Origin of the sequence: Mesorhizobium sp. M0960 (genome assembly GCF_040319055.1) — a bacterium.
Lineage (GTDB): Bacteria > Pseudomonadota > Alphaproteobacteria > Rhizobiales > Rhizobiaceae > Mesorhizobium.
On record NZ_JAMYNN010000007.1, the window covers coordinates 19688 to 42592 of the forward strand.

Below are 22905 nucleotides of genomic sequence, written 5' to 3' on the forward strand. Positions count from 1 at the left end.
ATGCTCACGGTCGTTGCAAGGCCATATTGCCAGGGGAGGGCGCAGGGTGTTCGAACGTCACATTGCCGATTGGGACAACGCCTATGCCAACGGCGCCAACATAGCCGGCAGCGATCGCTGGCCGGCGGCCTGGGTCGAGCCCGCGCGGGTTTTTCGCGACGTGCTTTCGACCGAGGGCCGGGCGCGGCTCGACATGGCCTATGGCGATGGCCCACGCAACCGGCTCGATCTTTTCCTGCCGGCCACCAAGCCCAAGGGGCTCGTGGTGTTCGTCCATGGCGGCTACTGGATGGCATTCGACAAGAGTTTCTGGTCGCATCTTGCCGCTGGCGCTGTTGATCGCGGCTATGCCGTGGCGATGCCGTCCTACACGCTCTGTCCGCAGATGCGCATTGGCGGCATCGTCAAGGAAGTCGGCGCGGCGATCGGCAAGGCGGCGGGGATGGTCGCAGGGCCGCTGATGCTGACCGGACACTCGGCCGGTGGCCATCTTGTTAGCCGAATGGTTACGACGACGACGCCGCTGGCGCCCGAAATTGTCCGGCGCATTCGCCATGTCGTATCGATCTCGGGTGTGCACGATTTGCGCCCGATCATGCGCACCGGCATGAACGAGACGCTGGCGATCGATGAGGCCGAGGCGCAGGCCGAAAGCCCGGTGCTGCTGCGCCCGATGGACAAGGCCCGCCTGACCTGCTGGGCCGGCGGCGGCGAGCGCGCCGAATTCCTGCGCCAGAGCGCGTTGCTGGCCAATATCTGGATCGGCCTGGGTGCCGCGACCAGTTCGGTGGTCGAGCCTGACCGGCATCATTTCAACATCATCGACGGTTTGGCCGATCCAGACCATCCGCTGACCCGGACCTTGATCTCGGAGTGAGGCAGGTTCAGCGTAGCATCAGCACGTCGCAGGCGGCGCCCGCCGCCGCGGCGGGCGTGAACGGCGCACGGACGATCAGCCCGTTGGCATCGGCCAGCATTTTCAGCATCGAGGAGTCCTGGATGCCGAACGGCGTCGCCACGAGCGTACCGGCGTCGTCTGTGACAACAGCCCGCACATAATCTTGCCTGAGATCGTTGGCCGGCATGGCAGCGCCGAGCCGTGCCTCACGCATATCCTGCTGAAAGGCGCGGCCGCCGAGCCGCGCCAGCAGCGGCTTCAGGAAGAGCTGGGTGCAGACCAGGCTCGCCACCGGATTGCCGGGCAAGCCGATGCAGCGAATGTCGCCCAGCCGCCCGAACATCAGCGGCTTGCCCGGCCGCATGGCGATCTTCCAGAAATCGAGAGTCATGCCTTGCCCGGTCAGCACGTCATGGACGAAATCGTGGTCACCGACCGAGGCACCGCCCAGCGTGACGATGACGTTCGCGCCAGCCTTCACGGCCTTTTCCACCAGCGCAGCGATCGCCTCCCTGCGGTCCGGCGCGATGCCAAGGTCGAGCACTCGCGCACCGACCGACTGTGCGGCGGCGGCGACACCATAGGCGTTGGAGGAGATGATCTGGTCGGGGCCAAGCTCGCTGCCCGGCGGCAGCAATTCGTCGCCGGTGGCGATGATGGCGACCAACGGCCTTTTGACCACGCCGACCTCGGGGTGGTTGGCCGATGCCGCCAGCGACAAGGCCGCCGGGTCGAGCAGGCGGCCTTTGTGCAGCAGGACGTCGCCTTTGGCGAAATCGAGCCCGAGGCGGCGGATGTTTCGCCCCTGCGCCGTCGGCTCCGTCACTTCGACGACACCGCGGCCGAGATCGCGGACGTTCTCCTGGATGACGATGGTGTCGGCGCCTTCGGGAAGCGGCGCGCCGGTGAAGATACGGACGGCCTGCCCCTGCTGCACCGTCCCGGCAAAGCCGCTTCCGGCCGGCGCCATGCCGACCACCGAAAGCTTTGCTGGTAAGGACGCGATATCAGCCGCCCGCACGGCATAGCCGTCCATGGCGGAGGCGTTGAACGGCGGCTGGGTGCGGAGCGCCACAACCGGCTCCGCCAGCACGCGGTCGGCGGCATCCAGCAGCGCGACGCGTTCGCCCTGCAGTGCAGCTGCGCCGTCCAACAGGCGCTCGAGCGCCTCAGCAACTGGGACCAGCGCCATCAGCGGCCTGCCTCGGTGACCCCATCTTCGGTGATCTTGTAGTCGCCGGATTTGCCGCCGGTCTTTTCAACCAGCCTGATGCCGGAGATGACCATGGCGCGGTCGACCGCCTTGGCCATGTCGTAGATGGTCAGGCAAGCGACCGAGACGGCGCTCAGGGCCTCCATCTCAACGCCGGTTTTGCCGGTGACGCGGGTCAATGCTGTGACCTTCAGGCCGGGCAAAGCTGCGTCCGGCTCGATATCGACAGATATCCTGGTCAGCAGCAGTGGATGGCAGAGCGGGATCAGTTCATGCGTCTTCTTGGCCGCCATGATGCCGGCGATACGCGCGGTACCGAGCACGTCGCCCTTCTTGGCATCGCCGGCGAGGATCATGTCCAGCGTCTCGGGCCGCATCGACACGAAGCCCTCCGCGACTGCCGTGCGCACCGTCTCAGCCTTGTCGCCGACATCGACCATGTTGGCTTCGCCGCGCGCGCCAAGATGGGTGAGGGCGGCCGCCATCCTCAGATCGCCTCTGCCGGCGCCTTGCCCGTCAAAAGCAGGCGCGTTGCAGCGGCCACGTCCTGTTGACGCATCAGGCTCTCACCGACCAGAAAAGTGGCGATGCCGCTCCGCTCCAGCCGGCGGCAATCGTCATGCGAAAAGATACCGCTCTCGCTGACCAGAAGGCGGTCGGCGGGCACCATCGCGACCAGCCGTTCCGAGGTCTCGAGGCTGGTTTCGAAGGTCCGGAGATTGCGGTTGTTGATACCGATCAGCCGCGACGACAGCTGCAGCGCGCGTTCCATCTCAGCCTCGTCATGCACTTCGACCAGCGCGTCCATGCCGAGCCCGAAAGCTGTCGCTTCGAGTTCTCTTGCCAACGCGTCGTCGACGCTGGCCATGATGATCAGTATGGCATCGGCGCCCCATGCCCTGGCCTCGTAGACCTGATAGGGATCGAACAGGAAATCCTTGCGCAAGGCAGGCAACTCGACGGCAGCGCGCGCATCGCTGAGGAACGCGGGCGCCCCCTGGAAAGAGGGTGCGTCGGTCAGCACCGAAAGACAGGCGGCACCGCCTTCCGCATAGGCCCTGGCCAGCGCCGGCGGATCGAAATCGGCGCGGATCAGGCCTTTGGATGGGCTAGCCTTCTTGATTTCGGCAATCAGCGCGAACCTGCCGGATTGGCGCTTTGCTTCAAGGGCGGAAAGAAAGCCGCGCGGCGCTTCGGCGTCCGTTGCCCGTGCCTTGATCTCGGCAAACGGCACTTGCGCCTTGGCCGCCGCGATCTCGTCGCGCTTGTAAGCCTCGATCTTGCGCAGGATGTCGGACATAGTTCTAACCGTTCGAAATCTCGACCAGCCTGTCGAGCACTTTCAGCGCGCGGCCGCTGTCGATGGCCTGCGCCGCCGTCACCATGCCGTCGGCAAGTGTCGTCGCCTTGCCGGCCACCACCAGCCCGGCGCCGGCATTCATCAGCACCGTGTCGCGAAAGGCGCCGGCGGCGCCGCCCAGCATGTCGCGCAGTGCCTGGGCATTGTGGGCGGCGTCGCCGCCGCGCAACTCGTCCTTGGTGTGACGCTTCAGCCCGACCGCTTCCGGGGTCAGCACAAAGCTGCGGATCTCGCCGCCGGCCAATTCGGCGACCTGCGTCTCGCCGGTGGTGGTGATCTCGTCATAACCGTCGCCATGGACGACCCAGGCATGGTCGGCACCAAGCTCCTTCAACGTTTCTGCCACCGGCATGATCCATTCGGGCAGGAACACGCCGACCATCTGCCGTCTGACACTGGCCGGATTGGAAAGCGGACCCAGCAGGTTGAAGATGGTGCGGGTGCCGAGCTCGACCCGGGTCGGGCCGACATGCTTCATCGCCGGGTGGTGCGCCGGCGCGAACATGAAGCCAACTCCGGCCTCGTGGATGCAGCGGCCGATCGTCTCCGGAGGGATGTCGATCTTGACGCCCAACGCGATCAGAACATCGGCGGCGCCGGTCAGCGAGGACAGTCCGCGATTGCCGTGCTTGGCGACGGGCACGCCGCTGCCGGCGATGACGAAGGCGGATGCGGTCGAAATGTTGACGCTGTGCGAATTGTCGCCGCCGGTGCCGACAATGTCGATGGCGCCCTCGGGGGCTTCGACGCGCAGCATCTTGGCGCGCATGGTGGCGACGGCGCCGGCGATCTCGCTGACGGTCTCACCGCGCACCCGCAATGCCATCAGGAAGCCGCCGATCTGGCCGGGGGTGGCGTCACCGGACATGATGATGTCGAAGGCCTCGCGCGCCTCCTCGAAGGAAAGAGCGCTACCGGCGGCGACCTTGGCGATGTGGATCTTCAGCGCGCTCATCTGGCCAGGGCTTGGGTTACGGCCGTCTGATCGATGCGGACGTCATATTGCGTCTGCAACTGCGCCACCAACTGGTCGAGCAGGTCGTCGGACATACCGGAGGTGAAGGATTTCTGCGCGTCCTGGGGTACTGAGTTGGCGTCGGCCCCGGCGGGCTCGAATACCTCGGCAACCTTGAACAGGATCTGTCCGTCGCCTGTGGGCGAGGGGATTAGCCCGGTGCCGCCTTCGCCGACGCCGAACATCGCGGCGGCCCCTTCCTTGCCGAAATCGACGTCGTCAGCATCGCGCTTGACACCGCGCTTGGTCTGCTTTTCGAGCTTGAGCTCACCGGCGATCACCTCGAGCGTGGCGCCGGCCTTGAGACGCTTCTCGAGCTCTTGTGCCTTTGCGGTAAGCCGTTTGGTGGTCTCCGCCGCGGTCCAGTCGGCCACGACCTTCTGGCGGACTTCGTCCAGCGTGCGGTCGCGGGCCGGCGTGATCGCGCTCACGTCGTAGAAGACGAAGCCGTTATCGGCGGTGGTGAGGCCTTCATTGTCGGTTCCGGGTTCGGATTCGAACACCGCCTTGATGAGCGCCGGCGATTCCGGCAGGTCTTTGACGATGCTTTCATCCGGCCTTCGGCCGGTGCGGTCGATGGCGTCGATGGTAACGACCTTCAGCTTCAATTTGGCAGCTGCCTCAGCGAGCGAACTGCCGGAGGCGCGAGTATCCTCGTAATTGTCGTGCACGTCCAGCAAGATGCGACTTGCCTCGCCCAGTGCCAGATCCTTGCGGATCTGCTCGGACACTTCGGCCAGCGGCTTCACCACTTCGGGCTTGATCTCGGTGACGCGCAGCAGAACGGGGCCAAAGGCGCCCTGTACGACCGGGCTGACTTCATTGGCGTTGAGCTTGAAGGCAGCATCGGCAACCGCCTTGTCGGCGATCTTGTCCTTGGCCAGCGTGCCGAGCAGGGTGTCGGCCGGCGTCTTGCCTTCGGCGGCGACGATCTTGTCGAAGGTCGCGCCGGTCCTGAGCGAATCGAGCGCCGCCTTGGCAGCATCAGGCGTCTTGAACACAAGCTGCTCGATGGTGCGCATCTCGGGCGTGGTGTAGCGCGCCTTGTTCTTGTTGTAGTCGTCGCTGACCTGTTGATCGGTCACTGCGCTCAAATCCATGATGTCTTCCGGTTCGAGCCTGACATAGGAGAACTTACGGTATTCGGGCGCGGCGTAGGTTTTCTTGTTCTCCCCGAAATAGGCCGAAAGCACGCTGTCGGACGGCGCTTCTATCGGTTCGACCAGCGATTTCGGCAAGGTCAGGTAGTCGATTGTGCGATCTTCGCCGCGATAGAGCGCGACCGCCTTGAAGAATGTATCCGGGGCTTTGAGGCCATCCGAAACCGCCTCGACGATCTGCTGGCGGACCGCCACCTGGGCGCGGTTTTTCAGATAGTCCTCCGGCCGCATGCCGATCTGCCGGAGCAGGTACTCGAAGGTTCGCCTGTCGAAGGTTCCGCCAGGCCCTTTGAACGCCGGGTCTTCGCGGGTCAGTTCGGCCAGCCGGTCCTTGGACAGGCCAAGGCCGAGCTTGCGGGCCTGCTCGTCGAGGACGGCGCCCGAGACGAGTTGCGCCAGCACCTGGTTGTCGATGCCGAGCGCCGTCGCCTGCTCACGGCTGATGCGCTGGCCGAATTGCTGCGACATTACGCTGAGCTGGCGATCGTAGGCGAGGCGGTATTCGTTGATCGAGACCTTGGTGCCTCCGGCCGTAATCACGGCGTCATGGCCGGCAAGACCGCCCATCAGCCGCCCCGAGATGCCCCAGACGGCGAAGCTCAACACCAACAATGACAGCAGCAGTTTCGCGACCCAGGTCCCCGCCGCGCTTCTCAACATACCAAGCATGAGTACTTCCGATTTTTGCGCATTTCGCATGCGCCGAGTCTGAAACAAGCGCAATAGCGCCCTTCCTGCTCACTGTCGATTGCTTTGTGGCCTGATTTTGATAGTGAGAGCCAGCTGGAAATTGCCCGGAGAAACAAATCCCATGACGCCTGGAATCCGCCCGCTCGTCGCCGGCAACTGGAAAATGAACGGGACCAGCGCCTCGCTCAACGAGCTCAGGATGATCGGCAACGGCTTCATGAGCGGGCTCGACGCCGAGACCGAAGCCGTGGTCTGCGTGCCGGCGACCTTGCTTGCGCACGCCGCCGAGATTCTGTCGCGCACGCCGGTCCGGGCCGGTGGTGAGGATTGCCACACCGAGGAAAGCGGCGCCTATACCGGCTGTATTTCGGCGGAGATGCTGAAGGATGCAGGCGCCAGCCATGTCATCGTCGGCCATTCCGAATGCCGTGCTGATCGCAAGGAGAACGATGCCATAGTGCAGGCCAAGGCCTCCGCCGCATGGCGCGCCGGGCTGGTGGCTATCATCTGCATTGGTGAGACAAGAGCCGAACGCGAAGCAGGAGCCACGCTTGACGTGCTGTCGCGCCAGGTTGCGGGCTCGGTACCGCCAAACGCCACGGCGTCCAACAGCGTCATTGCCTATGAGCCGGTATGGGCGATCGGCACCGGCTTGACCCCGACCGCCGCCGACGTCGCCGAGGCGCATGCGCATATCCGTGAAGAACTGGCGCGGAAGCTTGGCAATACGGCGGCCAAGATGCGCATTCTCTACGGCGGCTCGGTCAAGCCGTCCAACGCCGTCGAGTTGCTCGGCGTCAGGAATGTCGACGGCGCGCTGGTCGGCGGCGCCAGCCTGAAGGCAGCGGACTTCCTCGGCATCGCGGAAGCCTATCGAAACATCGCTTGATACCGGGACTGCTTGCCGGATTTGAGCGGACGGCCGGCGCCAGAATCGTTGCAAAGGACGCATTGCTTCCCATATTCCGGCCACGGGCTTGGAAATGCCGTCAAAGCATTGTATTGAGCCGCCTCCAAATCAGCGGCCGCGCAAGGCCTTGCCAGGATAAATTATGGAAACCGTACTGATCGTCGTCCACCTCATGGTCGTGCTCGCGCTTGTCGGCGTGGTGCTGCTGCAGCGCTCCGAAGGCGGCGGTCTCGGCATCGGCGGCGGATCGGGCTTCATGACCGCGCGTGGCGCCGCCAATGCGCTGACGCGGGCGACAGCGATCCTGGCCGCGGCTTTCTTCGTCACTTCGCTGACACTGTCGATCGTCGCGCGCTATGGCGAGAAGCCGATCGACATTCTCGATCGCGTCCCGGCGAGCTCGGACGGGGCAGGCAAGGGCGTACTCAACCAATTGCCCGGCACCACGACGCCGCCTTCAGGCAACACGGCGCCGACCCCGCCGTCCGGCAATGGCGCGGCAACGACGCCTCCGACAACAGCCCCGGCGACGCCGCCAGCGACAAACGGCGCCACCGCGCCGGCCACGCCGCAGGTCCCCAACCAGTAATCGGGCATCTGATGCCGCGATCTGTTGTCGTTTGAACACAGTCGCGGCAAATGCCGCACAATCACGAAGATTCGACCGCGCCCTACGCTTGAGGCGCTTCCGGCTAATCGATTATACATTGCGCGCGGCATTTTCGGCGTCCTTGGGGGGCGCCGGGCGACGCCGTGGGCAACAAGCATTGAACGATCGGATCTTCCCCATGCAGCTTCGCAGCTTCATTTTTGCCGGCCTTTGTGCCGTGCTCAGCCTAGGTGCGCCCGCTTACGCGGCTATGCCGACGGCAAATTCGGCTCATAAAGCCGCGACAACAACTGACGTCGTCAACGTCGCTGCCAAAACCGATGCGGCGCAATTGAAGCTTCTCAAGAAGAAGAAAGATCCGACGCCGGACGACCTTGCGCAGATCCGCAAGATCGAAGCCAAGATCGCAGCCGATAAGGAAGCCGCTCGCGCCAAGGCACTCGAAGCCAGGAAGCTGGCGATGCGCGAGGCGGCGAAAGCCAAGGCCGATGCGGAACGGCAGGCATTCCTTGCCAAGGAGAGCCAGCCGGTCGCGGCGGTCAAGGTGGCTGATGCCAAGCCGGCCAAGAAGAAGACCGTCAACATCATCGAACCGATCGCACCCATCGCGCCGATCCAGTCGGCCGAGCCGATCCCGGCCGAGGCCATGAACGTTGCGCTGACCGGCAACAATGGCGAATTGCGCAGCGAACCGGTCGGGCAGAAGCCGCAGAGCGTCGGGCTGTTCGCGGGACTGTTCGGCGGCACATCCTCTTCATCGATGTCGCTGCTTCCTGAGACGCGCGCGCTCGACGCCGCGCTCGAAAGGAAGCAGGCCAAGCGCCAGTTCAAGGTCAAGCCGGAATTCGTGCCGCAGGAGGTCGAATTCACCGGCTACAACCCCGGCACCATCGTCATCGATACCAGCGCCCGCCGTCTCTACCTCGTCGAATCATCGTCAACCGCCCGCCGTTATGCCATTGCGGTCGGCCGCGAAGGCCTGCAGTTCAAGGGGACGGTTGCCGTCGGCGACAAGCAGGAATGGCCGCGCTGGATTCCGACGCTGGATATGCAAAAGCGCGAACCCAAGCATTATGGGCAGTACAAGGACGGTATGCCCGGCGGCGGCGACAATCCGCTCGGTGCGCGCGCCATCTATCTCTACGATGGCAAGAAGGATACCCATCTGCGCATCCACGGTACCATTGCACCGCAGTCGATCGGAACCAGCGCCTCCAATGGCTGCTTCCGCATGATCAACGAGCACGTCATGGACCTCTACCGCCGGGTGAAAGTAGGCACCAAGGTAGTCATCATCTGACGCTTTACAGATCGTGCCAAAAGGGCCGGCCTCGCCGGCCCTTTTGTTTTGATACGTCCATGACCAGAGCGCCTTCTTGGGAAAAAGCCTTCGCGGCGGTTTTTTCTCTGGCGGAATCAATTCGGCCGCGTTAAGCGATGACTCCCATGGCGCGATATGTATTCATCACAGGCGGCGTGGTTTCCTCACTTGGAAAAGGCATTGCTGCAGCGGCTCTTGGGGCTCTCTTGCAGGCGCGAGGCTATCGCGCACGCATCAAAAAGCTCGATCCCTATCTCAATGTCGATCCCGGCACGATGTCGCCCTACCAGCACGGCGAAGTCTTCGTGACCGATGATGGGGCCGAGACCGATCTCGATCTTGGCCACTATGAACGCTTCACCGGCCGCTCGGCCAACCAGCAGGACAACATCACCACCGGCCGCATCTACAAGAACATCATCGAGCGTGAGCGGCGCGGCGACTATCTCGGCGCCACCGTGCAGGTCATTCCGCACGTCACCGACGAGATCAAGAACTTCGTCCTCAACGGCAATGACGACTACGATTTCGTTCTGTGCGAGATCGGTGGCACCGTCGGCGACATCGAGGCGATGCCGTTCCTGGAGGCGATCCGCCAGCTCGGTAACGACCTGCCGCGCAACAACGCCGTCTACGTCCACCTGACCTTGATGCCTTACATTCCGACGGCGGGCGAACTGAAGACCAAGCCGACACAGCATTCGGTCAAGGAGTTGCGCGGCATCGGCATTGCGCCTGATATCCTGCTGGTCCGCGCCGACCGGCCGATCCCCAAGGAAGAGCGCAGAAAACTGTCGCTGTTCTGCAACGTGCGAGAAAGCGCCGTCATCCAGGCGCTCGACGTGCCGCATATCTACGACGTGCCGATGGCCTATCACAATGAAGGGCTGGATTCGGAAGTGCTGGCCGCCTTCGGCATCGATCCGGCGCCGAAGCCGCGCATGGAACGATGGCAAGCGGTGTCCAACCGCATCCACAATCCGGAAGGCGAGGTGACTATCGCCGTCGTCGGAAAATATACCGGCCTCAAGGATGCCTACAAATCGCTGATCGAGGCGCTGTCGCATGGCGGCCTCGCCAACCGGGTCAAGGTCAAGCTCGACTGGATCGAAAGCGAGATATTCGAGAAGGAAGACCCGGCGCCGTGGCTGGAAAAGGTCCATGGCATTCTCGTCCCCGGCGGTTTTGGCGAGCGCGGCTCGGAGGGCAAGATCCTGGCGGCGAAGTTCGCGCGCGAGCGCAAGGTGCCGTATTTCGGCATCTGCTTCGGCATGCAGATGGCCTGCATCGAGGCGGCTCGTTCGCTGGCCGGCGTCGAGCACGCATCATCGACCGAGTTCGGTCCAACCGAGGAGCCGGTCGTCGGCTTGATGACCGAATGGCTGAAGGGCAACATGCTGGAAAAGCGCAGGGAAACCGGCGACCTCGGCGGCACCATGCGGCTCGGTGCCTACCAGGCCGACCTCGCCAAGGGATCGAAGATCGCCGAGATCTATGGCGATACGCAGATTTCCGAACGCCATCGCCACCGCTATGAGGTCAATGTCGACTACAAGGAGCGGCTCGAGGATTGCGGCCTGGTGTTTGCCGGCATGTCGCCGGATGGCGTGCTGCCGGAAACGGTCGAATATCCCGACCATCCCTGGTTCATCGGCGTGCAGTATCATCCCGAGTTGAAAAGCCGGCCGCTCGATCCGCACCCGCTGTTTGCCAGCTTCATCGAGGCGGCGGTAGAGCAGTCGCGGCTGGTCTAGATTAGCCGCCGATGCGAACTTACGTCGCGCTGCTCTACAGCATCATCCTGGGCGAGGGGCGGCGGGTCGTCATGTCCGATCTCAAGGCGATGGCCGAAGGCCTGGGCCTGAACAACCCGCGCACACTGGTGGCGACCGGCAATCTGGTCTTCGAGGCGCAGGAGACAGAACTCGCGGCGTTGGAGCAGCGGCTGGAGGCGGCGTTCGCAAAGACTTTTGGCCGCCATGTCGACATCATCGTGCGCCGCGCCGACGGCTGGCTGAGGCTGGCGGCCGGCAATCCGTTTCCCAGCCGAATCGGCTAAAGCCGCGGACCAGGTGGCGGTGCGCGTGATGCGGGCGCCTGTTTCCCCCGATGCGGTCTCTGCGCTGCAGGCCTATATCGGCAGGAATGAAAAGCTGCAGGCGGTCGGCGGCGACATCTGGATCGTCTTTTCGCGCGAGACGCCGAGTTCGCGGCTGCTTGCGGCGGTGAGCCACAAACGCCTCGGCATCGGCACGTCGCGCAACTGGAACACCGTGCGCCGCCTGGCCGAGATGGTCGCAGAATGAACGGGGCGGCTTGCGCCGCCCCGAATCCGTTTAGGCCTTGGCCATCTTGGCCCAGGCGCCGAGTGCCATCGTACGCAGCACGTAATAGATGACGCCGGCAATTGCCACGCCGAAAAACCAGCCATAGACGCCCCACCAGGACGGCAGCAGGCCGGTGAAGTTGGGCAGGATCGACGAGAAGACCGCGCCAATACCGGCGGCGATGAAGGCATTGACATGCCAGCCGCCCTGGAAGCGGAATTCGCCATTCTCCCTGTAGAGCGCCTCGACATCGACCTCGCCCTTCCGGATCAGGTAGTAGTCGACCATCATCACGCCGAAGATCGGCCCCATCGTCGCGCCAATGATGTTGACGAAGGAGGCGGCACTGCCTTCCCAGGGCGCGAAGGGATAGAGCACTAGCGCGATCAGCGCCGCGATGTAGCCGCCCTTCTTGAAGTCGATCTGACGTGGAAAGACGTTGGAGAAGTCGAAGGCCGGCGACACGAAGTTTGCCACCACATTGATGCCAAGCGTCGCTACGGCAAAGGTCAGGGCCGCGAGCGCCGCCAGGAACCAGCTGTCGAATTTCGCCGAGATCTGGTCAGGATGCAGCAGCACCTCGCCATAGACGTCGAAGGCGGCGATCGTGGTGACGCCGGCGACCAGCGAGAACAGGATGAGATTGACCGGCAGGCCCCAGATGTTGCCCTTGCGCAGCGATGCCTTGTCCGGCGCATAACGGGCGAAATCGCAGAAGTTGAGGTAGAGCGCTGAGAAATAGGTCACCCAGATCGCCGCCACAGCAAACAGCGAGGTCCAGGAGCCCGGCGTGCCCGGCACGCCCGCGTCCTTGGTCTTTTCCAGCAGCACATCCATCGGGATGTCGCTGGTGAAGGCGAAGGTGCCTGCCTTGATGCAAAGATAGATCGCCAGGATCAGCATCATCACCCACACCGCCGGTCCGGCCCAATCCTGGAAGCGGCGCACCGTTTCCATGCCCCTCTGGATGATCAGGAGCTGCAGCGCCCAGATGACGGCGAAGCAGATCACCTCGAGCCCGGAGTGGCCGAGGAAATGTGTGCTCTGGTTGAAGTCGGCGAACCATTGCGAGCGGATCAGCAGGGCTACGATCGCGCCGGAGGCCGCCGCCGTCTGCGCGCCGTACCAGAAGCAGGCGACGATGGCACGCACCAGCGCCGGTATGTTGGCGCCCCAGATGCCGAAGGAGGCGCGCGCCAGGACCGGGTAGGGCACCCCGGTCTTCACGCCGGCATAGCCGACCATGTTCATCAACGCATAGATGATCAGCGAACCAATACCGATGGCGATGATGAAGTTGACGAAGCCGCCGCAGAACAGGAACAGGCTGGCAGCGAGATAGTAGCCCCACAGGCTGTGGACGTCCGACGTCCAGACGTTGAAGATCGAGAACGGTCCCCAGTTTCGAACCTTCGCCGGAGCGAGATCCTCATTGTACAGGTCCGGTGATGCGCCTTGTATGGTCATAGAGATGTCCTCCCCTTGTTACCGCACGCGCCTCCACGCGTGGCACGCAGGTTAAGCCTGACGCAGGGGAACCGGCAAGCAGACGATCTGCCGGCTTTGGGCTTAAAGATATTCAATGAGAAACGCGCTTATCGACCGGACGCTGCCGTGGCTGCGATATTGAGCTTCGCCCTTGATTCGGTCTCTGCCTTGTTGTCGGCCGGTCGAGCACCGGAGACCGGCGAGACTTCGAAATTGGCCCCGAGCCAGGCTATTGCGCCGGTCACGCCATCGAGGACATAGGTTGCGGCCGTCGGTCCGTTCGGCTTCACGCGGATCGAGATGCCGCCAATTTCGTTGATGGCCTCGAAACCGTGTTCGTCCGATGTGTCGTCTCCGAGGAATATCGGCCGCCGGCCGACAAAGGGCGGAATGTCCATGAAACGCCGGATGGCAGCACCTTTGACGGCTTCCAGAGGCATGAGCTCGACGCCGGCGTTTCCGGGAAGCACCCGATAACCCTTCGGAAGCCGGGCCAATGCCTGTTCGATCAACTGGATTGCCGGCGCAAGCAGTTGCGGCGCTGCTCTTGTATGGACGGCAAGGACCGGACCCTTGCGCTCGACATAGACCTTGCCGCTGCCCAGTTCGGCCTCGATCTCGTCGGCAAGGGCGGCGATGTCGGCAGGCGCGTCGGCGGCATCGATCGGACCCGTCGGCGTCAGCCGGTGCTCCAGCCCATAGAGGCCGGCGATCCTCAGCTTCAGCGGGTGGAACAGCTTGTCCACAGCGGGGATCGAGCGGCCGGTGATGAAGGCGACCGCACCATCCAGCCGCTGCTCGATGTGCCCAAGCAGATTGCGCAATTCCTCGCCGACCGACACCGCGTCGGGATGGGCAGCGTGTTCCAGCAGGGTTCCGTCGATGTCAAGGAAGAGCGCCCATTGCCCTTCCGGCAGGTCCGGCGCCGGCGGTTGTTCAAAGCTTTTCACGACGCTGCCTTCCGTGCCCGCTCGAACATCGAGATGACGTTGTTGGTGTTCGACGGCGGGCGCTCGCCAGTTCCGGTCACCCTGTCGAGATCGCCGCGTTTGCGCAGGCGCGCGGCATCCAGCAACATGCTGCCGGCCCAGCGGTAGACATTATTGTCGCGGACCATCTCGCGCATCGGCCGCAAACGCTCGCGCTGCTCTTCCGGCGTCATCGTCAGCGCCTGCAACAGCGCCTCGCTCATCATGGCTGCATCGTAGGGGTTGACGATCAGTGCCTCCAGCAATTCGCGCGAGGCGCCGGCGAAGGTGCTGAGCAAAAGCACGCCCTGTTCGTCGTCGCGCGCCGCGACGAATTCCTTGGCGACAAGGTTCATGCCGTCATGCAGGCTGGTGACCATGCAGATGTCGGCGGCGCGATAGACCTCGTAGACCTGCTCCTGCCGATGATGTTCGGCGACCATCAGGATAGGGCTGTATGTCTCGCTGCCATAGCGCCGGTTGAGCTCCTCGGCACAGCGGCGGCATTCGTCATGGAGTTGCTGGTAGGCCGGCAATGTCCCCCGGCTCGGCGCCGCGATCTGCAGGAAAACCACCTTGCCTATCCATTCGGGATATCTGGTGAACAATTCGTCCAAGGCATGGAAGCGATCGAGAATGCCTTTCGTGTAGTCGAGGCGCTCGACGCCAACGCATAGTTTGGTCTCCGCAGACAGGCCGAATCTATCGCGGACACGGGCGCGGCACTCCTCGACAGACGGCAAACTTGCCAGCAATTGGGCCGGCCATTCTATGGAAATGGGATAGGCGTGGACCAACGTGGTCTGTCCGCCATAGGAGATCGCCGCGTCGGCCCGTTCTATGCGGCTCTCCAGAAAGCGGTCGACACTTTCGGTGAAGTTGTTGGCATGGAACTGGGTATGAAAGCCGATGATCGAACTGCCGAGCAATCCCTCCAGGATCCGCTCACGCCACGGACAGATGCTGAACACTTCCGAATTGGGCCACGGGATGTGCCAGAAGGTGATGATGATGGCGTCCGGCAGGCGCTGGCGGATCATGCGCGGCAGCAACGCGAAGTGGTAGTCCTGCACCAGCACGATCGGCCGCTCGTTGCGTGCTTCGGCAACCACCGTATCGGCGAACTTGCGGTTGACGGCCTCGTAGGCGTCCCAGTCCGAGGCGCGAAAGATCGGGCGGGTGAAAGCGATATGGCAAAGCGGCCATAGGCCCTCATTGGCGAAGCCCAGATAATAGCCCTGATATTCCTCCTCCGTCAGCCAAACCCTGCGCAGCGTGTAGGACGGATTGCCTGGCGGCACTTGCACCCGGTCGTCCTTGTCGACCGTGAGACGGTCTGCCGTTCCGCCGCCATAGGCGATCCAGGTTCCGGCACAGGCGCGAGTGATGGGCTCGAGTGCCGAAACCAGCCCGCTGGCCGGCACCAGAAGTTGGACCCCGTCATCCTTGATGTTGTGGATGTAAGGTTCGCGGTTGGACACGACGATGACCTGTGCGTCCGGCAGGTCGTCGGCCAGGATCTTACGCAATGTGTCGGGCGACCATGTGACCAGCGCCGCGTCGGCCGACTGGCCGTTCTTTTCGAACTCGCGCAGCACCTTGCGTGCCGCTTCCGATGCGACATCCTCGCTCGGCGTGTATGCGGCCGCCGTCGCGCGGCCGCGGCGCTGGCGGGATATCGATAGGAGAATGGCAAAAGCGGAAAAGCCAAAACTTGCAATCAGCAAAACCCAGAGCAGGTCTACAGTATAATCTGACATGGAATGTGATCTCGCCTCCGGCCGCCGATAGCCGTTTTTATTGGTTTTTCTGGTTCGCTGCCGTGCGACAACAACAGTTCCTACGCCGCCCATTTTTGCAACGCACAAAGAGGCTATCGGTTCCGGACGATTGCGGTGCCGCGCGTCGTTTTCGATGCGGCGCTGCGAGGCGGCGTCAGGTGCGCACGATGAGCGGTACCATCCCCTCATACCGATCGGCGAGAAAGGCGACGACCCGATCGCCGACACGCTGGAATGTGAGGTCGACCACCGCCGAGCCGACACCCAGATGCCGCAGTGTCAGCGTGTCGATGCCGATCGGCAGCCTCGGGCGGGTGACCCGGATTTCACCGTCCCAGCCATCGATTTCCAGGCCAAGGCAGGCCTGCATCAACATGAAGGCCGATCCCGCCGACCAGGCCTGCGGCAGGCACGCGACGGGATAGGCGATCGGCGCTTCGCCCGGCGACCTGGTAAAACCGCAGAACAGTTCCGGCAGCCGCATGTTGAAATGGACAGCCGACTCGAACGTGCCGCTCATCAGCCGCACCACGCTGTCGCGTACGCCATAACGTGCCAGGCCGGCACCGCACATGGCAGTGTCGTGCGGCCAGATCGAACCGTTGTGGTAAGACATGGGATTGAAGAATATCGCATCGTCGGCCAGCGTCCTGACGCCCCAACCCGAGTGGAACGACGCCGAGAGCAGCTGATCGGCGACCAACTGCGCCCGTTCCGGCTCGGGCAGCCCGACATAGAGGAGATGGCCGGCATTCGACGTCCGTACCTTGCAGACCTCGCCGGCACCGTCGATCGCCATGGCGTAGAAATTGAGATCGTCCATCCAGAAATGGCGTTCGACCGCGGTGCGCATGGTTTCGGCGCGTTCGTCCCAATGATCGGCCTTGTCGTCCTCGCCACGGCGGCGGGCGAGCGCTGCCAGACCACGGAACGCAGCAAAGACATAGCCTTGCACCTCCACCAGGGCGATCGGCCCCTTGGGCATGCGACCGTCGGCATGGAAGACCGAATCGAAGCTGTCTTTCCAGCCCTGGTTGGCGAGGCCGGACTCGGCGCCGCGCTGATAGGTAACGAAGCCGGTCGCGCGGCTTATCTCTTCGGTCCATTCGGCCGCAGCACAGAGCGATGGCCACAGGCTGTCGAGGAACGCCATGTCGCCGGTACGATCCGCATAGGCACAAGCGAGATGAATGTAGAGCGGCGTGGTGTCGACACCGCCGTAATAGCGGCCAAACGGGAGCTCCCGCAGTGCCGCCATCTCGCCCTTGCGGGTCTCGTGCATGATCTTGCCCGGCTGCGAATCGCTGAACGGCGACGTTTCGGTTGCCTGATGCTGGGCGAGGAAGGCGAGCACGCCGCGCGCCAGCCCGGGATTCAACCACAGCATCTGCAGTGCGGAGATCACCCCGTCGCGGCCAAACGCCGTCGAGAACCAGGGTATGCCGGCATAGGGGTAAGGTCCGGTTGCAAGCTCGGTGGTCAGCAACGCCACGTCCGCGCGCGCGCGCTCGATCCAGTCGTTGAAGACGCGGCCAGAGCTGTGCACCGTCGCGCCGTGGCGGCGTTTGGCGCGCATGCCGAAGCGAGCGCGGGCGGCGGCAGCCCGAAAACGGTCGCGGTCGGGTATCTCCGCCACTTCCGGGCCGACTTCGATATAGAGGACCTCGCTGCTGCGCTTAGTCACCGCAATCAGGAAATCCGCACGGTTGGTGGTCAAATTGTCCGGGGCTTGCGAGAACGAGATCGCCGACAGGCGCACAAGCTGGTCCAGCCCGTCATATCGAAGCACCACGGACGTCGGACTGGTCTCGGCGGCATGGGCTATCCCGCGCTTGGGCCGGGTCGAGCCGCGCACCTCGAACATGTCACGGAAATCTGCTGCGAAATGCAAGGAAACCCGAATGGCCGACGATTCCTGGCTGTAGTTGGAAAGGGTGATGCGCTCGAACAGCCGGTCCTGCCAAAGCAGCCTGACGCGTTCTATGTGGATCGCGCCCTGCGGAATATCCCGGCCACCGACACTCTGAATCGGCAGATTGGTCAGGTTCGAGGTGAAAAGGACATTGTCCTGGCTGAGCGATGCGCCGAGCAGCGACATTTGCCGGCCACCGACCGTCAACCGAAATTCCGAAAGCACACGCGTGTCGTCTCGGAAAAAGCCGTCGCCGGCGCCGCGGATGTCGCCATAGGCGTCGGCCACCGCGAAGCAGTCGCCTTGCTTGAGGGCGAACAGCCGGTGCGGCTCCCGAGGCGCGACCTCGTCGAGAGAGGCAAGGGCTACGGCGGGATCAAGCTTACGCTCGTCGAGTTGATTCATTCGTCACAAACTCTGTCGTTTCGTTCTCAACTTCCACAATGACGCCGATCAGGACGCTCTCGCTTCACCGGGAGCGCCGATCAGGCGCGCATAGGCTGCCACATAGTCGTGGGCCATTCTCGTGGCAGAAAAACGGTTCTCGAATACGGCTCTCACCTGACGCCTGTCGAGGCGTAGCAATTCCGGTATCGAGGCGACCGCAGCGTCGACTGTATCGACAAGGAAACCGGTCACGCCGTGGTCGATGATCTCCGGCAGGGCACCGCAATTCCAGGCGATTACCGGCGTGCCGCAGGCCATCGCCTCTATCGCGGCAAGGCCGAACGGCTCCGGCCAATCGATCGGAAACAGCAGGCCGGCCGCCTTGCCGAGGAATTCCGCCTTTCCGTCCTCTTCGATCTCACCGATATAGTCGACACGGTCGCCGTCGATCAGCGGCTCGACAGTGTCGTGGAAAAACGCGCGGTCGTCATCGCCGATCTTTGCGGCAAGCTTCAGTTTCAGCCCGGAGCGCAAGGCGATCTCGATGGCACGATCGGGGCGCTTGTCGCGCGACAGCCGGCCCAGGAACGCCAGATACGGCTCGTCCGCATCCGTCTCGAAAGTCGGCTCGTAGATATCGATCGGCAGCCCGTGATGGATGGTCGCCAGCCAATTGGCCTTGGCGAGCCCGGCTCTCTGGCTGCGGGAAATCGAGATCATCGGAAAGCGCGGAAAACGTTCGTAGGCCGGCGCCAGATCGACATAGTCGAGCCTGCCATGCGGTGTTGTCACCGTCCGGTCGGGCATGTGTTCGAAGAAAGGAAAATGCAGGAAGTGGCTGAGATGGAAGTGGATGACGTCGAACTGCTGCGCACGGTTCCTCACCTCGGCAAGCATAGAGAGATGTGCCGCGGTTTCGGATTTGTGGGGGCGCGGATCGAGACGCAGCGCACGCTCGCGACACGCCACCAATTTCGCCGACGTTTTGGTATCGCCGCTGGCGAACAGGGTCACGTCATGGCCAAGCTCGACCAATCCTTCGGTCAGATAGGAGACGATGCGCTCCGTCCCTCCATAGAACCGGGGTGGCACGGATTCATGGAGCGGCGCCACATGGGCTATTCTCATGTTTTGGCATTTCCCTCAAAAAGACTGCTCGTGGGATCGAAATGCATCAGTCGCGCTAACGTTCCCGTACAACGGCAAGATGTCGCGCAATTGGGACTGCCGGAGCTTGCCGTCCAGCCAACATTTTTCATGGCAAGCCTCTTTTGCCGGGAACCAAAGGGCCAGTTCGCGAGTTTAGTGGGGTTCGATCGTACGCATCCGGTCGACGGGGAGGAAACGATGGACCGCTTGCAATTCTTTTCGCCCGTGCGGATTTTGCGCGGACAGGGACAGCCTGTGGAGGAGATCGACAGCGTTGCCGAAGCGATGGCATTCCTGCGAAAATGGCCGGCCGGGCGGCGCGGGCCGGTTTACCAATGTGCGGTGAATTGCTGTGCTGCGGCCATGGCCGGCCGGATGTCGGCCGAGGAAGCGAGAAAGGCTTTTGCCGGCTTCGCCCGGATCACCCGCCTGCTCGAGGGCGATCGGCCGTTGCCGGTGAGCGGCGAGGATCGGCATCGCGCGGATGCGCTGCGACGATAGCGCCAGCTGTCGCTAACCCTCAAAACAAGATATCATTCAGCCGGAACGCCCGATCGGCGACCGACTCGCTTTCGCGAACAGTCGTTTGAACTGGGCTACAGCACCGTTCTCGGCGATGTAATCGCAATAGGCGGCGTAATCGGGGTCGCGTGACAGATGGCGTTCCTCGGTGATGGCGCGAAGTGCATAGACGGCGTTGAGCCCGAGCAGGATGGCGGAGTGCCGCAGCGCTTCAGCGGGTCCCGTAGCGGTGAGGAAAGGGACGGAGACCAGCCACCAGGAGAGGTTTTTCGAAACATAGGCGGGGTGCTTGATCCAGCGATACGGTCCGCAGGTGATGATTCCGCGGTTGGTGAGATTGGAAAATCTCAGGCCAAAGCTCACGGTGGACCAGACAAAAATCAAGACGCAGAAGACGATCGCCGATCCCCAGAAAACCTGGAGCGCCGGTGTGGGCATCACCGCCGTCCAGTTGGCGCCCGTTTCGTAATTCAGGTAGGCACGGGTGGCGGCATTCATGGGTTCATAACAGGCAAGACAAACCAGCCAGCCGAACACAGTGGGCTCGACGGTGCGGATATGGTTGTCGAGGACGCGCAGCGTGAAAATGTAGCCGACGACCGCGACAAGGACATCCACCATGAACAGGAGATCGATTGCAAAAGCGTGCCAGCGCATGATGTCGAATTGATACGGTTGTTCCAGTCCGGCCAGGATCGAACCTAGCGCGGAGCACAGATAGACGAACATCAGCGGCAGGAAGAAGCCTTTGACGATCCAGCCCCGCACATGCTGGCGTATCTGCTCAGTCCTTTGCGGCACGGCGCCGCCGAGGACGAATGCACCGATTTCGGCATATGAATCTTCCGGATCGGTTTGCCGGCGATCGACATAAGCAACATAAAACGGCGCGGCGACGAGCAGCGCCGGCAAGGTGTCGTAGAGAGCTGCCCAGTAGGGGGCGTAAAACTCACGCCGGTATTCCGGCAATCCAGTAGACTGCGGCGCTCGTCGTGAGCGTGACGATGAAGCCGATGAGTTTGCGCATGACGCGCTCGACTTCAAGCGCTCGCATCGGCTTTGCCTGCAATCCCGTTGAACGCCTTCGAAACGTCTGGAAATAGGCCGTGTCGACCGCGATCATCGCTGCCGCGGTAGCTGCAATGACAGTCATGGCCTGCAAATGCACAGGCCAGCTTCTGTCGACGAGCACCCCGACGGCCAGCGCAAGACCAAGCAGTCCTGCAAGGCCGGTGAGGGGCGCGGTCGCGGATTTCGGTTGGAGCGTCAAGCTACTACTCCCGTTGTCGTGAGGGTTTGATCGTCGTGGGCGGCCGGCACGGGTCACGTGGTGTGCCCACCCGCCGCCGCTGGAGCCACTTGAGCAGCTGCTACACTCCACCGCTGCCGTTGGATCCGCCGCTGCTTGTTCCGTCATTGCCGCCGCTTGAACCACTGCTGCCACTCGAACCGCTGCTGCCGCTTGAACCACTGGTGCCGCTCGAGCCGCTGCTGCCGCTTGAACCACCGCTGCCGCTTGAACCACTGGTGCCGCTCGAGCCGCTGGTGCCACTCGAACCACTGCTGCCACTCGAACCACTGCTGCCGCTTGAGCTGCTGGTGCCGCTCGAACCACTACTGCCGCCTGAACTGCTGGTGCCGCTCGAACCGCCGATGGGCCCCTTGTTGACGTTGCGCGGGGAGGGATGGTTGTTAGCGCCCTCGCTTACATTTTCGCAGGTGCACTTGCGCTGATATTTGGTGCCGAAAGCACTGCGTTCATTGCTCGCCTTCTGGCAGACCACCCTATGGCAAATCAAAGTCGCTTCGGTTGTCTCGGGGGTAAGGCCTGTGATGACTATTGCGGTTGTCGTGGCCGCCATGCCCATGATTGTGAACCGGAGTAAATTCCGAAAATTTTGCATAGATACCTCGCTTTCTGACGCCTCGCTTCTCGGGCTTTCGCCCAAGCTTCCTCATTGTCGAGCGGGTGTTTGCAACAAGGCCGCATACGGATCGCTTACGCCTCAGCGGTCGGGCTCAGGGGCGGCGTAAAAACGTTGGACAAAGCGCAGACAATGGTGCCGCATTGCGGTATTTCGATCAGAAAAAGACCAAAGATGCGCTTTTCGGGGGAAACAGATAATGTCGAAACGGCTTAGACTGGTGTTGGGAACGGCCGGCGCAATTGCCGTCGCCATCGTCTGGGGGATCATCGCCACGTCGATGGGGCTGCCATCGATCCTGATAACCGTAGGAGCGGTCGCGATCGGCGCCGGCATCTACAGCTATCAAAGCCGGAGCTGATCCGGCATCCGGCGACGGCGGCTTAGCCCAAAAAATCCCACAGTCCCGGACTGCCCGCGGCAATGTTCAGTGTACGAAAATTACCAACGGCAGCGTCCTGTGGAACGTGTGGCCTCTCGAAGCTATTGTGGTGGCGGTCCGAGACACCCCCGCCTCGGGCCGTTGGCTCACCCAGCCGAGTGGTCCGCTGCTACCCAATGGCGGCGGACCGTTCACCCGCAAGACGGACCCCGGAAGACGGACATTGTGCCGAATCGAGGGAGAACCATGGTCGTTGACGAGATTGCAGCGCGGCGCCTGAAAATTCTGATCGAGCAATATATCGAGACCAGGAAGAGGCGCCACGATGAGGTTTCTACCGCAGCGGCTGAGATCGCCATCAGGGCTGTCATGCCGAATTGCCCGGTCTCCGGAAAAGCCTTGGACGACATGATTGCGGCATGTGCGTTCGAACATGGGCTGGGGGTGCTGTTCGATCGACCTGACGCATGAAGGCTAAAATTAGATAAACCGACCAACCGGAACCGGCATGCCGAGATATTTTTTTCACTTCCGAAACAATGACGGCCGCTTGACGGAAGATTTCGAGGGTCAGGAGTTGGACGGTTTGTCCGCGGCTCAGGATAACGCCATGGCTTCGGCCAAGGAAATTCTGGCCGAGGGCCTGCTCAGCGGCAGCCCGGTCCTGACAGGTCTTTCCTTCGAAATCTGCGACGAGAACCGGAAGCTGCTATTCCGATTTCCCTTCTCGGAAGCTGCCGAAAAGGCTGGCACTCGACCGTGATTGGCCAAAGGCCCGCAATGCGGGCGAGCTTTGTCGAGCCTGGCTGAAAAACCGCATGTCGCGGGCAAGGCGGTCGTTGGCGCAAATCAGCACCATAAGCAAATTAGTAGCATAGCTGCCGGCA

General features: G+C 62.8%; 22 protein-coding genes and 1 pseudogene. 11 read left to right on the plus strand and 12 right to left on the minus strand.

The genetic code is table 11. The annotated features are described in order from the left end of the window. Nucleotides 1-46: 46 nt before the first annotated feature. Nucleotides 47-877 carry a hormone-sensitive lipase gene (locus tag NKH63_RS15110; RefSeq protein WP_352482663.1) on the plus strand — a complete coding sequence of 277 codons (831 nt, stop codon included), beginning with the start codon at nt 47-49 and terminating at the stop codon, nt 875-877. A 7-nt stretch (nt 878-884) separates the two neighbouring features. Here the strand turns inward: NKH63_RS15110 and NKH63_RS15115 are convergent, their stop codons facing one another. The 5 genes from NKH63_RS15115 to NKH63_RS15135 are packed head-to-tail and all read right to left on the minus strand — an operon-like array spanning nt 885 to nt 6315. Continuing rightward, entirely contained in the window at nt 885-2090 is a 1206-nt protein-coding gene (locus NKH63_RS15115) for a molybdopterin molybdotransferase MoeA (protein ID WP_352482661.1), read from the minus strand. Next, nucleotides 2090-2596 (minus strand): cyclic pyranopterin monophosphate synthase MoaC, encoded by a 507-nt coding sequence (gene moaC, locus NKH63_RS15120; protein ID WP_023717712.1) that lies wholly within the window; start codon nt 2594-2596, stop codon nt 2090-2092. The genes NKH63_RS15115 and moaC overlap by 1 nt, the downstream gene beginning before the upstream one ends. Nucleotides 2597-2598: 2 nt before the next feature. Continuing rightward, on the minus strand, nt 2599-3411 hold the full coding sequence (gene trpC, locus NKH63_RS15125) for an indole-3-glycerol phosphate synthase TrpC (RefSeq protein ID WP_352482658.1): 813 nt from the start codon (nt 3409-3411) through the stop codon (nt 2599-2601). A 4-nt stretch (nt 3412-3415) separates the two neighbouring features. After that, nucleotides 3416-4426 carry an anthranilate phosphoribosyltransferase gene (trpD, locus tag NKH63_RS15130; protein WP_352482657.1) on the minus strand — a complete coding sequence of 337 codons (1011 nt, stop codon included), beginning with the start codon at nt 4424-4426 and terminating at the stop codon, nt 3416-3418. After that, a complete protein-coding gene (locus NKH63_RS15135) occupies nt 4423-6315 on the minus strand; it encodes a SurA N-terminal domain-containing protein (protein ID WP_023717709.1) in 1893 nt (630 codons plus the stop codon). Before NKH63_RS15135 ends, trpD begins: the two co-directional genes overlap by 4 nt. 142 nt (nt 6316-6457) lie before the next feature. Between NKH63_RS15135 and tpiA the strand changes: the two genes are divergently transcribed. The 5 genes and pseudogenes from tpiA to NKH63_RS15160 all read left to right on the plus strand — a co-directional run bounded on the left by tpiA (nt 6458) and on the right by NKH63_RS15160 (nt 11483). Next, on the plus strand, nt 6458-7225 hold the full coding sequence (tpiA, locus tag NKH63_RS15140; RefSeq protein WP_023717708.1) for a triose-phosphate isomerase: 768 nt from the start codon (nt 6458-6460) through the stop codon (nt 7223-7225). Nucleotides 7226-7388: 163 nt separating this feature from the next. Then, nucleotides 7389-7835, plus strand: a complete 447-nt coding sequence (secG, locus tag NKH63_RS15145; RefSeq protein WP_352482656.1) for a preprotein translocase subunit SecG — start codon at nt 7389-7391, stop codon at nt 7833-7835. 199 nt (nt 7836-8034) lie between these two features. Continuing rightward, complete coding sequence (locus NKH63_RS15150; protein ID WP_352482655.1) at nt 8035-9156, plus strand: L,D-transpeptidase; 1122 nt, start codon at nt 8035-8037, stop codon at nt 9154-9156. Between the two features lie 146 nt (nt 9157-9302). Further along, complete coding sequence (gene pyrG, locus NKH63_RS15155) at nt 9303-10931, plus strand: CTP synthase (protein ID WP_352448839.1); 1629 nt, start codon at nt 9303-9305, stop codon at nt 10929-10931. Nucleotides 10932-10942: 11 nt separating this feature from the next. After that, nucleotides 10943-11483 (plus strand): annotated as a pseudogene (locus NKH63_RS15160) (DUF1697 domain-containing protein). Nucleotides 11484-11513: 30 nt separating this feature from the next. On the opposite strand, the gene NKH63_RS15165 reads toward NKH63_RS15160, so the two are convergent. The 5 genes from NKH63_RS15165 to NKH63_RS15185 all read right to left on the minus strand — a co-directional run bounded on the left by NKH63_RS15165 (nt 11514) and on the right by NKH63_RS15185 (nt 19168). Beyond that, nucleotides 11514-12971: an NCS1 family nucleobase:cation symporter-1 gene (locus NKH63_RS15165; RefSeq protein ID WP_352482653.1), complete on the minus strand. Its 1458-nt coding sequence runs from the start codon at nt 12969-12971 to the stop codon at nt 11514-11516. A 128-nt stretch (nt 12972-13099) separates the two neighbouring features. Beyond that, complete coding sequence (otsB, locus tag NKH63_RS15170) at nt 13100-13942, minus strand: trehalose-phosphatase (RefSeq protein WP_023717704.1); 843 nt, start codon at nt 13940-13942, stop codon at nt 13100-13102. Further along, nucleotides 13939-15720, minus strand: a complete 1782-nt coding sequence (locus NKH63_RS15175; protein ID WP_352482652.1) for an alpha,alpha-trehalose-phosphate synthase (UDP-forming) — start codon at nt 15718-15720, stop codon at nt 13939-13941. Before NKH63_RS15175 ends, otsB begins: the two co-directional genes overlap by 4 nt. 175 nt (nt 15721-15895) lie before the next feature. Then, nucleotides 15896-18058 (minus strand): amylo-alpha-1,6-glucosidase, encoded by a 2163-nt coding sequence (locus tag NKH63_RS15180; protein WP_352482651.1) that lies wholly within the window; start codon nt 18056-18058, stop codon nt 15896-15898. A gap of 48 nt (nt 18059-18106) precedes the next feature. Further along, nucleotides 18107-19168 (minus strand): glycosyltransferase family 4 protein, encoded by a 1062-nt coding sequence (locus NKH63_RS15185; RefSeq protein WP_352482649.1) that lies wholly within the window; start codon nt 19166-19168, stop codon nt 18107-18109. Here NKH63_RS15185 and NKH63_RS31345 point away from each other — a divergent pair. After that, nucleotides 19154-19690 (plus strand): DUF982 domain-containing protein, encoded by a 537-nt coding sequence (locus NKH63_RS31345; protein WP_502896333.1) that lies wholly within the window; start codon nt 19154-19156, stop codon nt 19688-19690. The two genes, NKH63_RS15185 and NKH63_RS31345, sit on opposite strands and share 15 nt — an antisense overlap. A gap of 36 nt (nt 19691-19726) precedes the next feature. On the opposite strand, the gene NKH63_RS15195 is transcribed toward NKH63_RS31345, so the two are convergent. Further along, complete coding sequence (locus NKH63_RS15195; protein ID WP_352482647.1) at nt 19727-20680, minus strand: methyltransferase family protein; 954 nt, start codon at nt 20678-20680, stop codon at nt 19727-19729. Continuing rightward, the gene (locus NKH63_RS15200) at nt 20661-20981 is read right to left on the minus strand and encodes a hypothetical protein (RefSeq protein ID WP_352482645.1); all 321 of its coding nucleotides are present in this window, start codon (nt 20979-20981) and stop codon (nt 20661-20663) included. Before NKH63_RS15200 ends, NKH63_RS15195 begins: the two co-directional genes overlap by 20 nt. Nucleotides 20982-21070: 89 nt before the next feature. Here NKH63_RS15200 and NKH63_RS15205 point away from each other — a divergent pair, with 89 nt between their 5' ends. The 4 genes from NKH63_RS15205 to NKH63_RS31350 all read left to right on the plus strand — a co-directional run bounded on the left by NKH63_RS15205 (nt 21071) and on the right by NKH63_RS31350 (nt 22781). Further along, nucleotides 21071-21445 (plus strand): hypothetical protein, encoded by a 375-nt coding sequence (locus tag NKH63_RS15205; protein WP_352482644.1) that lies wholly within the window; start codon nt 21071-21073, stop codon nt 21443-21445. Nucleotides 21446-21835: 390 nt separating this feature from the next. Beyond that, nucleotides 21836-21997, plus strand: coding sequence for a hypothetical protein (locus tag NKH63_RS15210; RefSeq protein ID WP_023717698.1), 162 nt, complete (start codon nt 21836-21838; stop codon nt 21995-21997). Between the two features lie 267 nt (nt 21998-22264). Beyond that, entirely contained in the window at nt 22265-22489 is a 225-nt protein-coding gene (locus tag NKH63_RS15215; protein WP_023717697.1) for a hypothetical protein, read from the plus strand. A gap of 37 nt (nt 22490-22526) precedes the next feature. Then, the gene (locus NKH63_RS31350) at nt 22527-22781 is read left to right on the plus strand and encodes a DUF6894 family protein (RefSeq protein ID WP_023717696.1); all 255 of its coding nucleotides are present in this window, start codon (nt 22527-22529) and stop codon (nt 22779-22781) included. Nucleotides 22782-22905: the final 124 nt, after the last annotated feature.

Coding starts and splice junctions, on each gene's coding strand:
- NKH63_RS15115 (WP_352482661.1), bottom strand. CDS start 2,090: ATGGCGCTGGTCCCAGTTGCTGAGGCGCTCGAGCGCCTGTTGGACGGC.
- moaC (WP_023717712.1), bottom strand. CDS start 2,596: ATGGCGGCCGCCCTCACCCATCTTGGCGCGCGCGGCGAAGCCAACATG.
- trpC (WP_352482658.1), bottom strand. CDS start 3,411: ATGTCCGACATCCTGCGCAAGATCGAGGCTTACAAGCGCGACGAGATC.
- trpD (WP_352482657.1), bottom strand. CDS start 4,426: ATGAGCGCGCTGAAGATCCACATCGCCAAGGTCGCCGCCGGTAGCGCT.
- NKH63_RS15135 (WP_023717709.1), bottom strand. CDS start 6,315: ATGCTTGGTATGTTGAGAAGCGCGGCGGGGACCTGGGTCGCGAAACTG.
- tpiA (WP_023717708.1), top strand. CDS start 6,458: ATGACGCCTGGAATCCGCCCGCTCGTCGCCGGCAACTGGAAAATGAAC.
- secG (WP_352482656.1), top strand. CDS start 7,389: ATGGAAACCGTACTGATCGTCGTCCACCTCATGGTCGTGCTCGCGCTT.
- NKH63_RS15150 (WP_352482655.1), top strand. CDS start 8,035: ATGCAGCTTCGCAGCTTCATTTTTGCCGGCCTTTGTGCCGTGCTCAGC.
- pyrG (WP_352448839.1), top strand. CDS start 9,303: ATGGCGCGATATGTATTCATCACAGGCGGCGTGGTTTCCTCACTTGGA.
- NKH63_RS15165 (WP_352482653.1), bottom strand. CDS start 12,971: ATGACCATACAAGGCGCATCACCGGACCTGTACAATGAGGATCTCGCT.
- NKH63_RS15175 (WP_352482652.1), bottom strand. CDS start 15,720: ATGTCAGATTATACTGTAGACCTGCTCTGGGTTTTGCTGATTGCAAGT.
- NKH63_RS15180 (WP_352482651.1), bottom strand. CDS start 18,058: ATGAATCAACTCGACGAGCGTAAGCTTGATCCCGCCGTAGCCCTTGCC.
- NKH63_RS31345 (WP_502896333.1), top strand. CDS start 19,154: ATGGGCTATTCTCATGTTTTGGCATTTCCCTCAAAAAGACTGCTCGTG.
- NKH63_RS15185 (WP_352482649.1), bottom strand. CDS start 19,168: ATGAGAATAGCCCATGTGGCGCCGCTCCATGAATCCGTGCCACCCCGG.
- NKH63_RS15210 (WP_023717698.1), top strand. CDS start 21,836: ATGTCGAAACGGCTTAGACTGGTGTTGGGAACGGCCGGCGCAATTGCC.
- NKH63_RS15215 (WP_023717697.1), top strand. CDS start 22,265: ATGGTCGTTGACGAGATTGCAGCGCGGCGCCTGAAAATTCTGATCGAG.
- NKH63_RS31350 (WP_023717696.1), top strand. CDS start 22,527: ATGCCGAGATATTTTTTTCACTTCCGAAACAATGACGGCCGCTTGACG.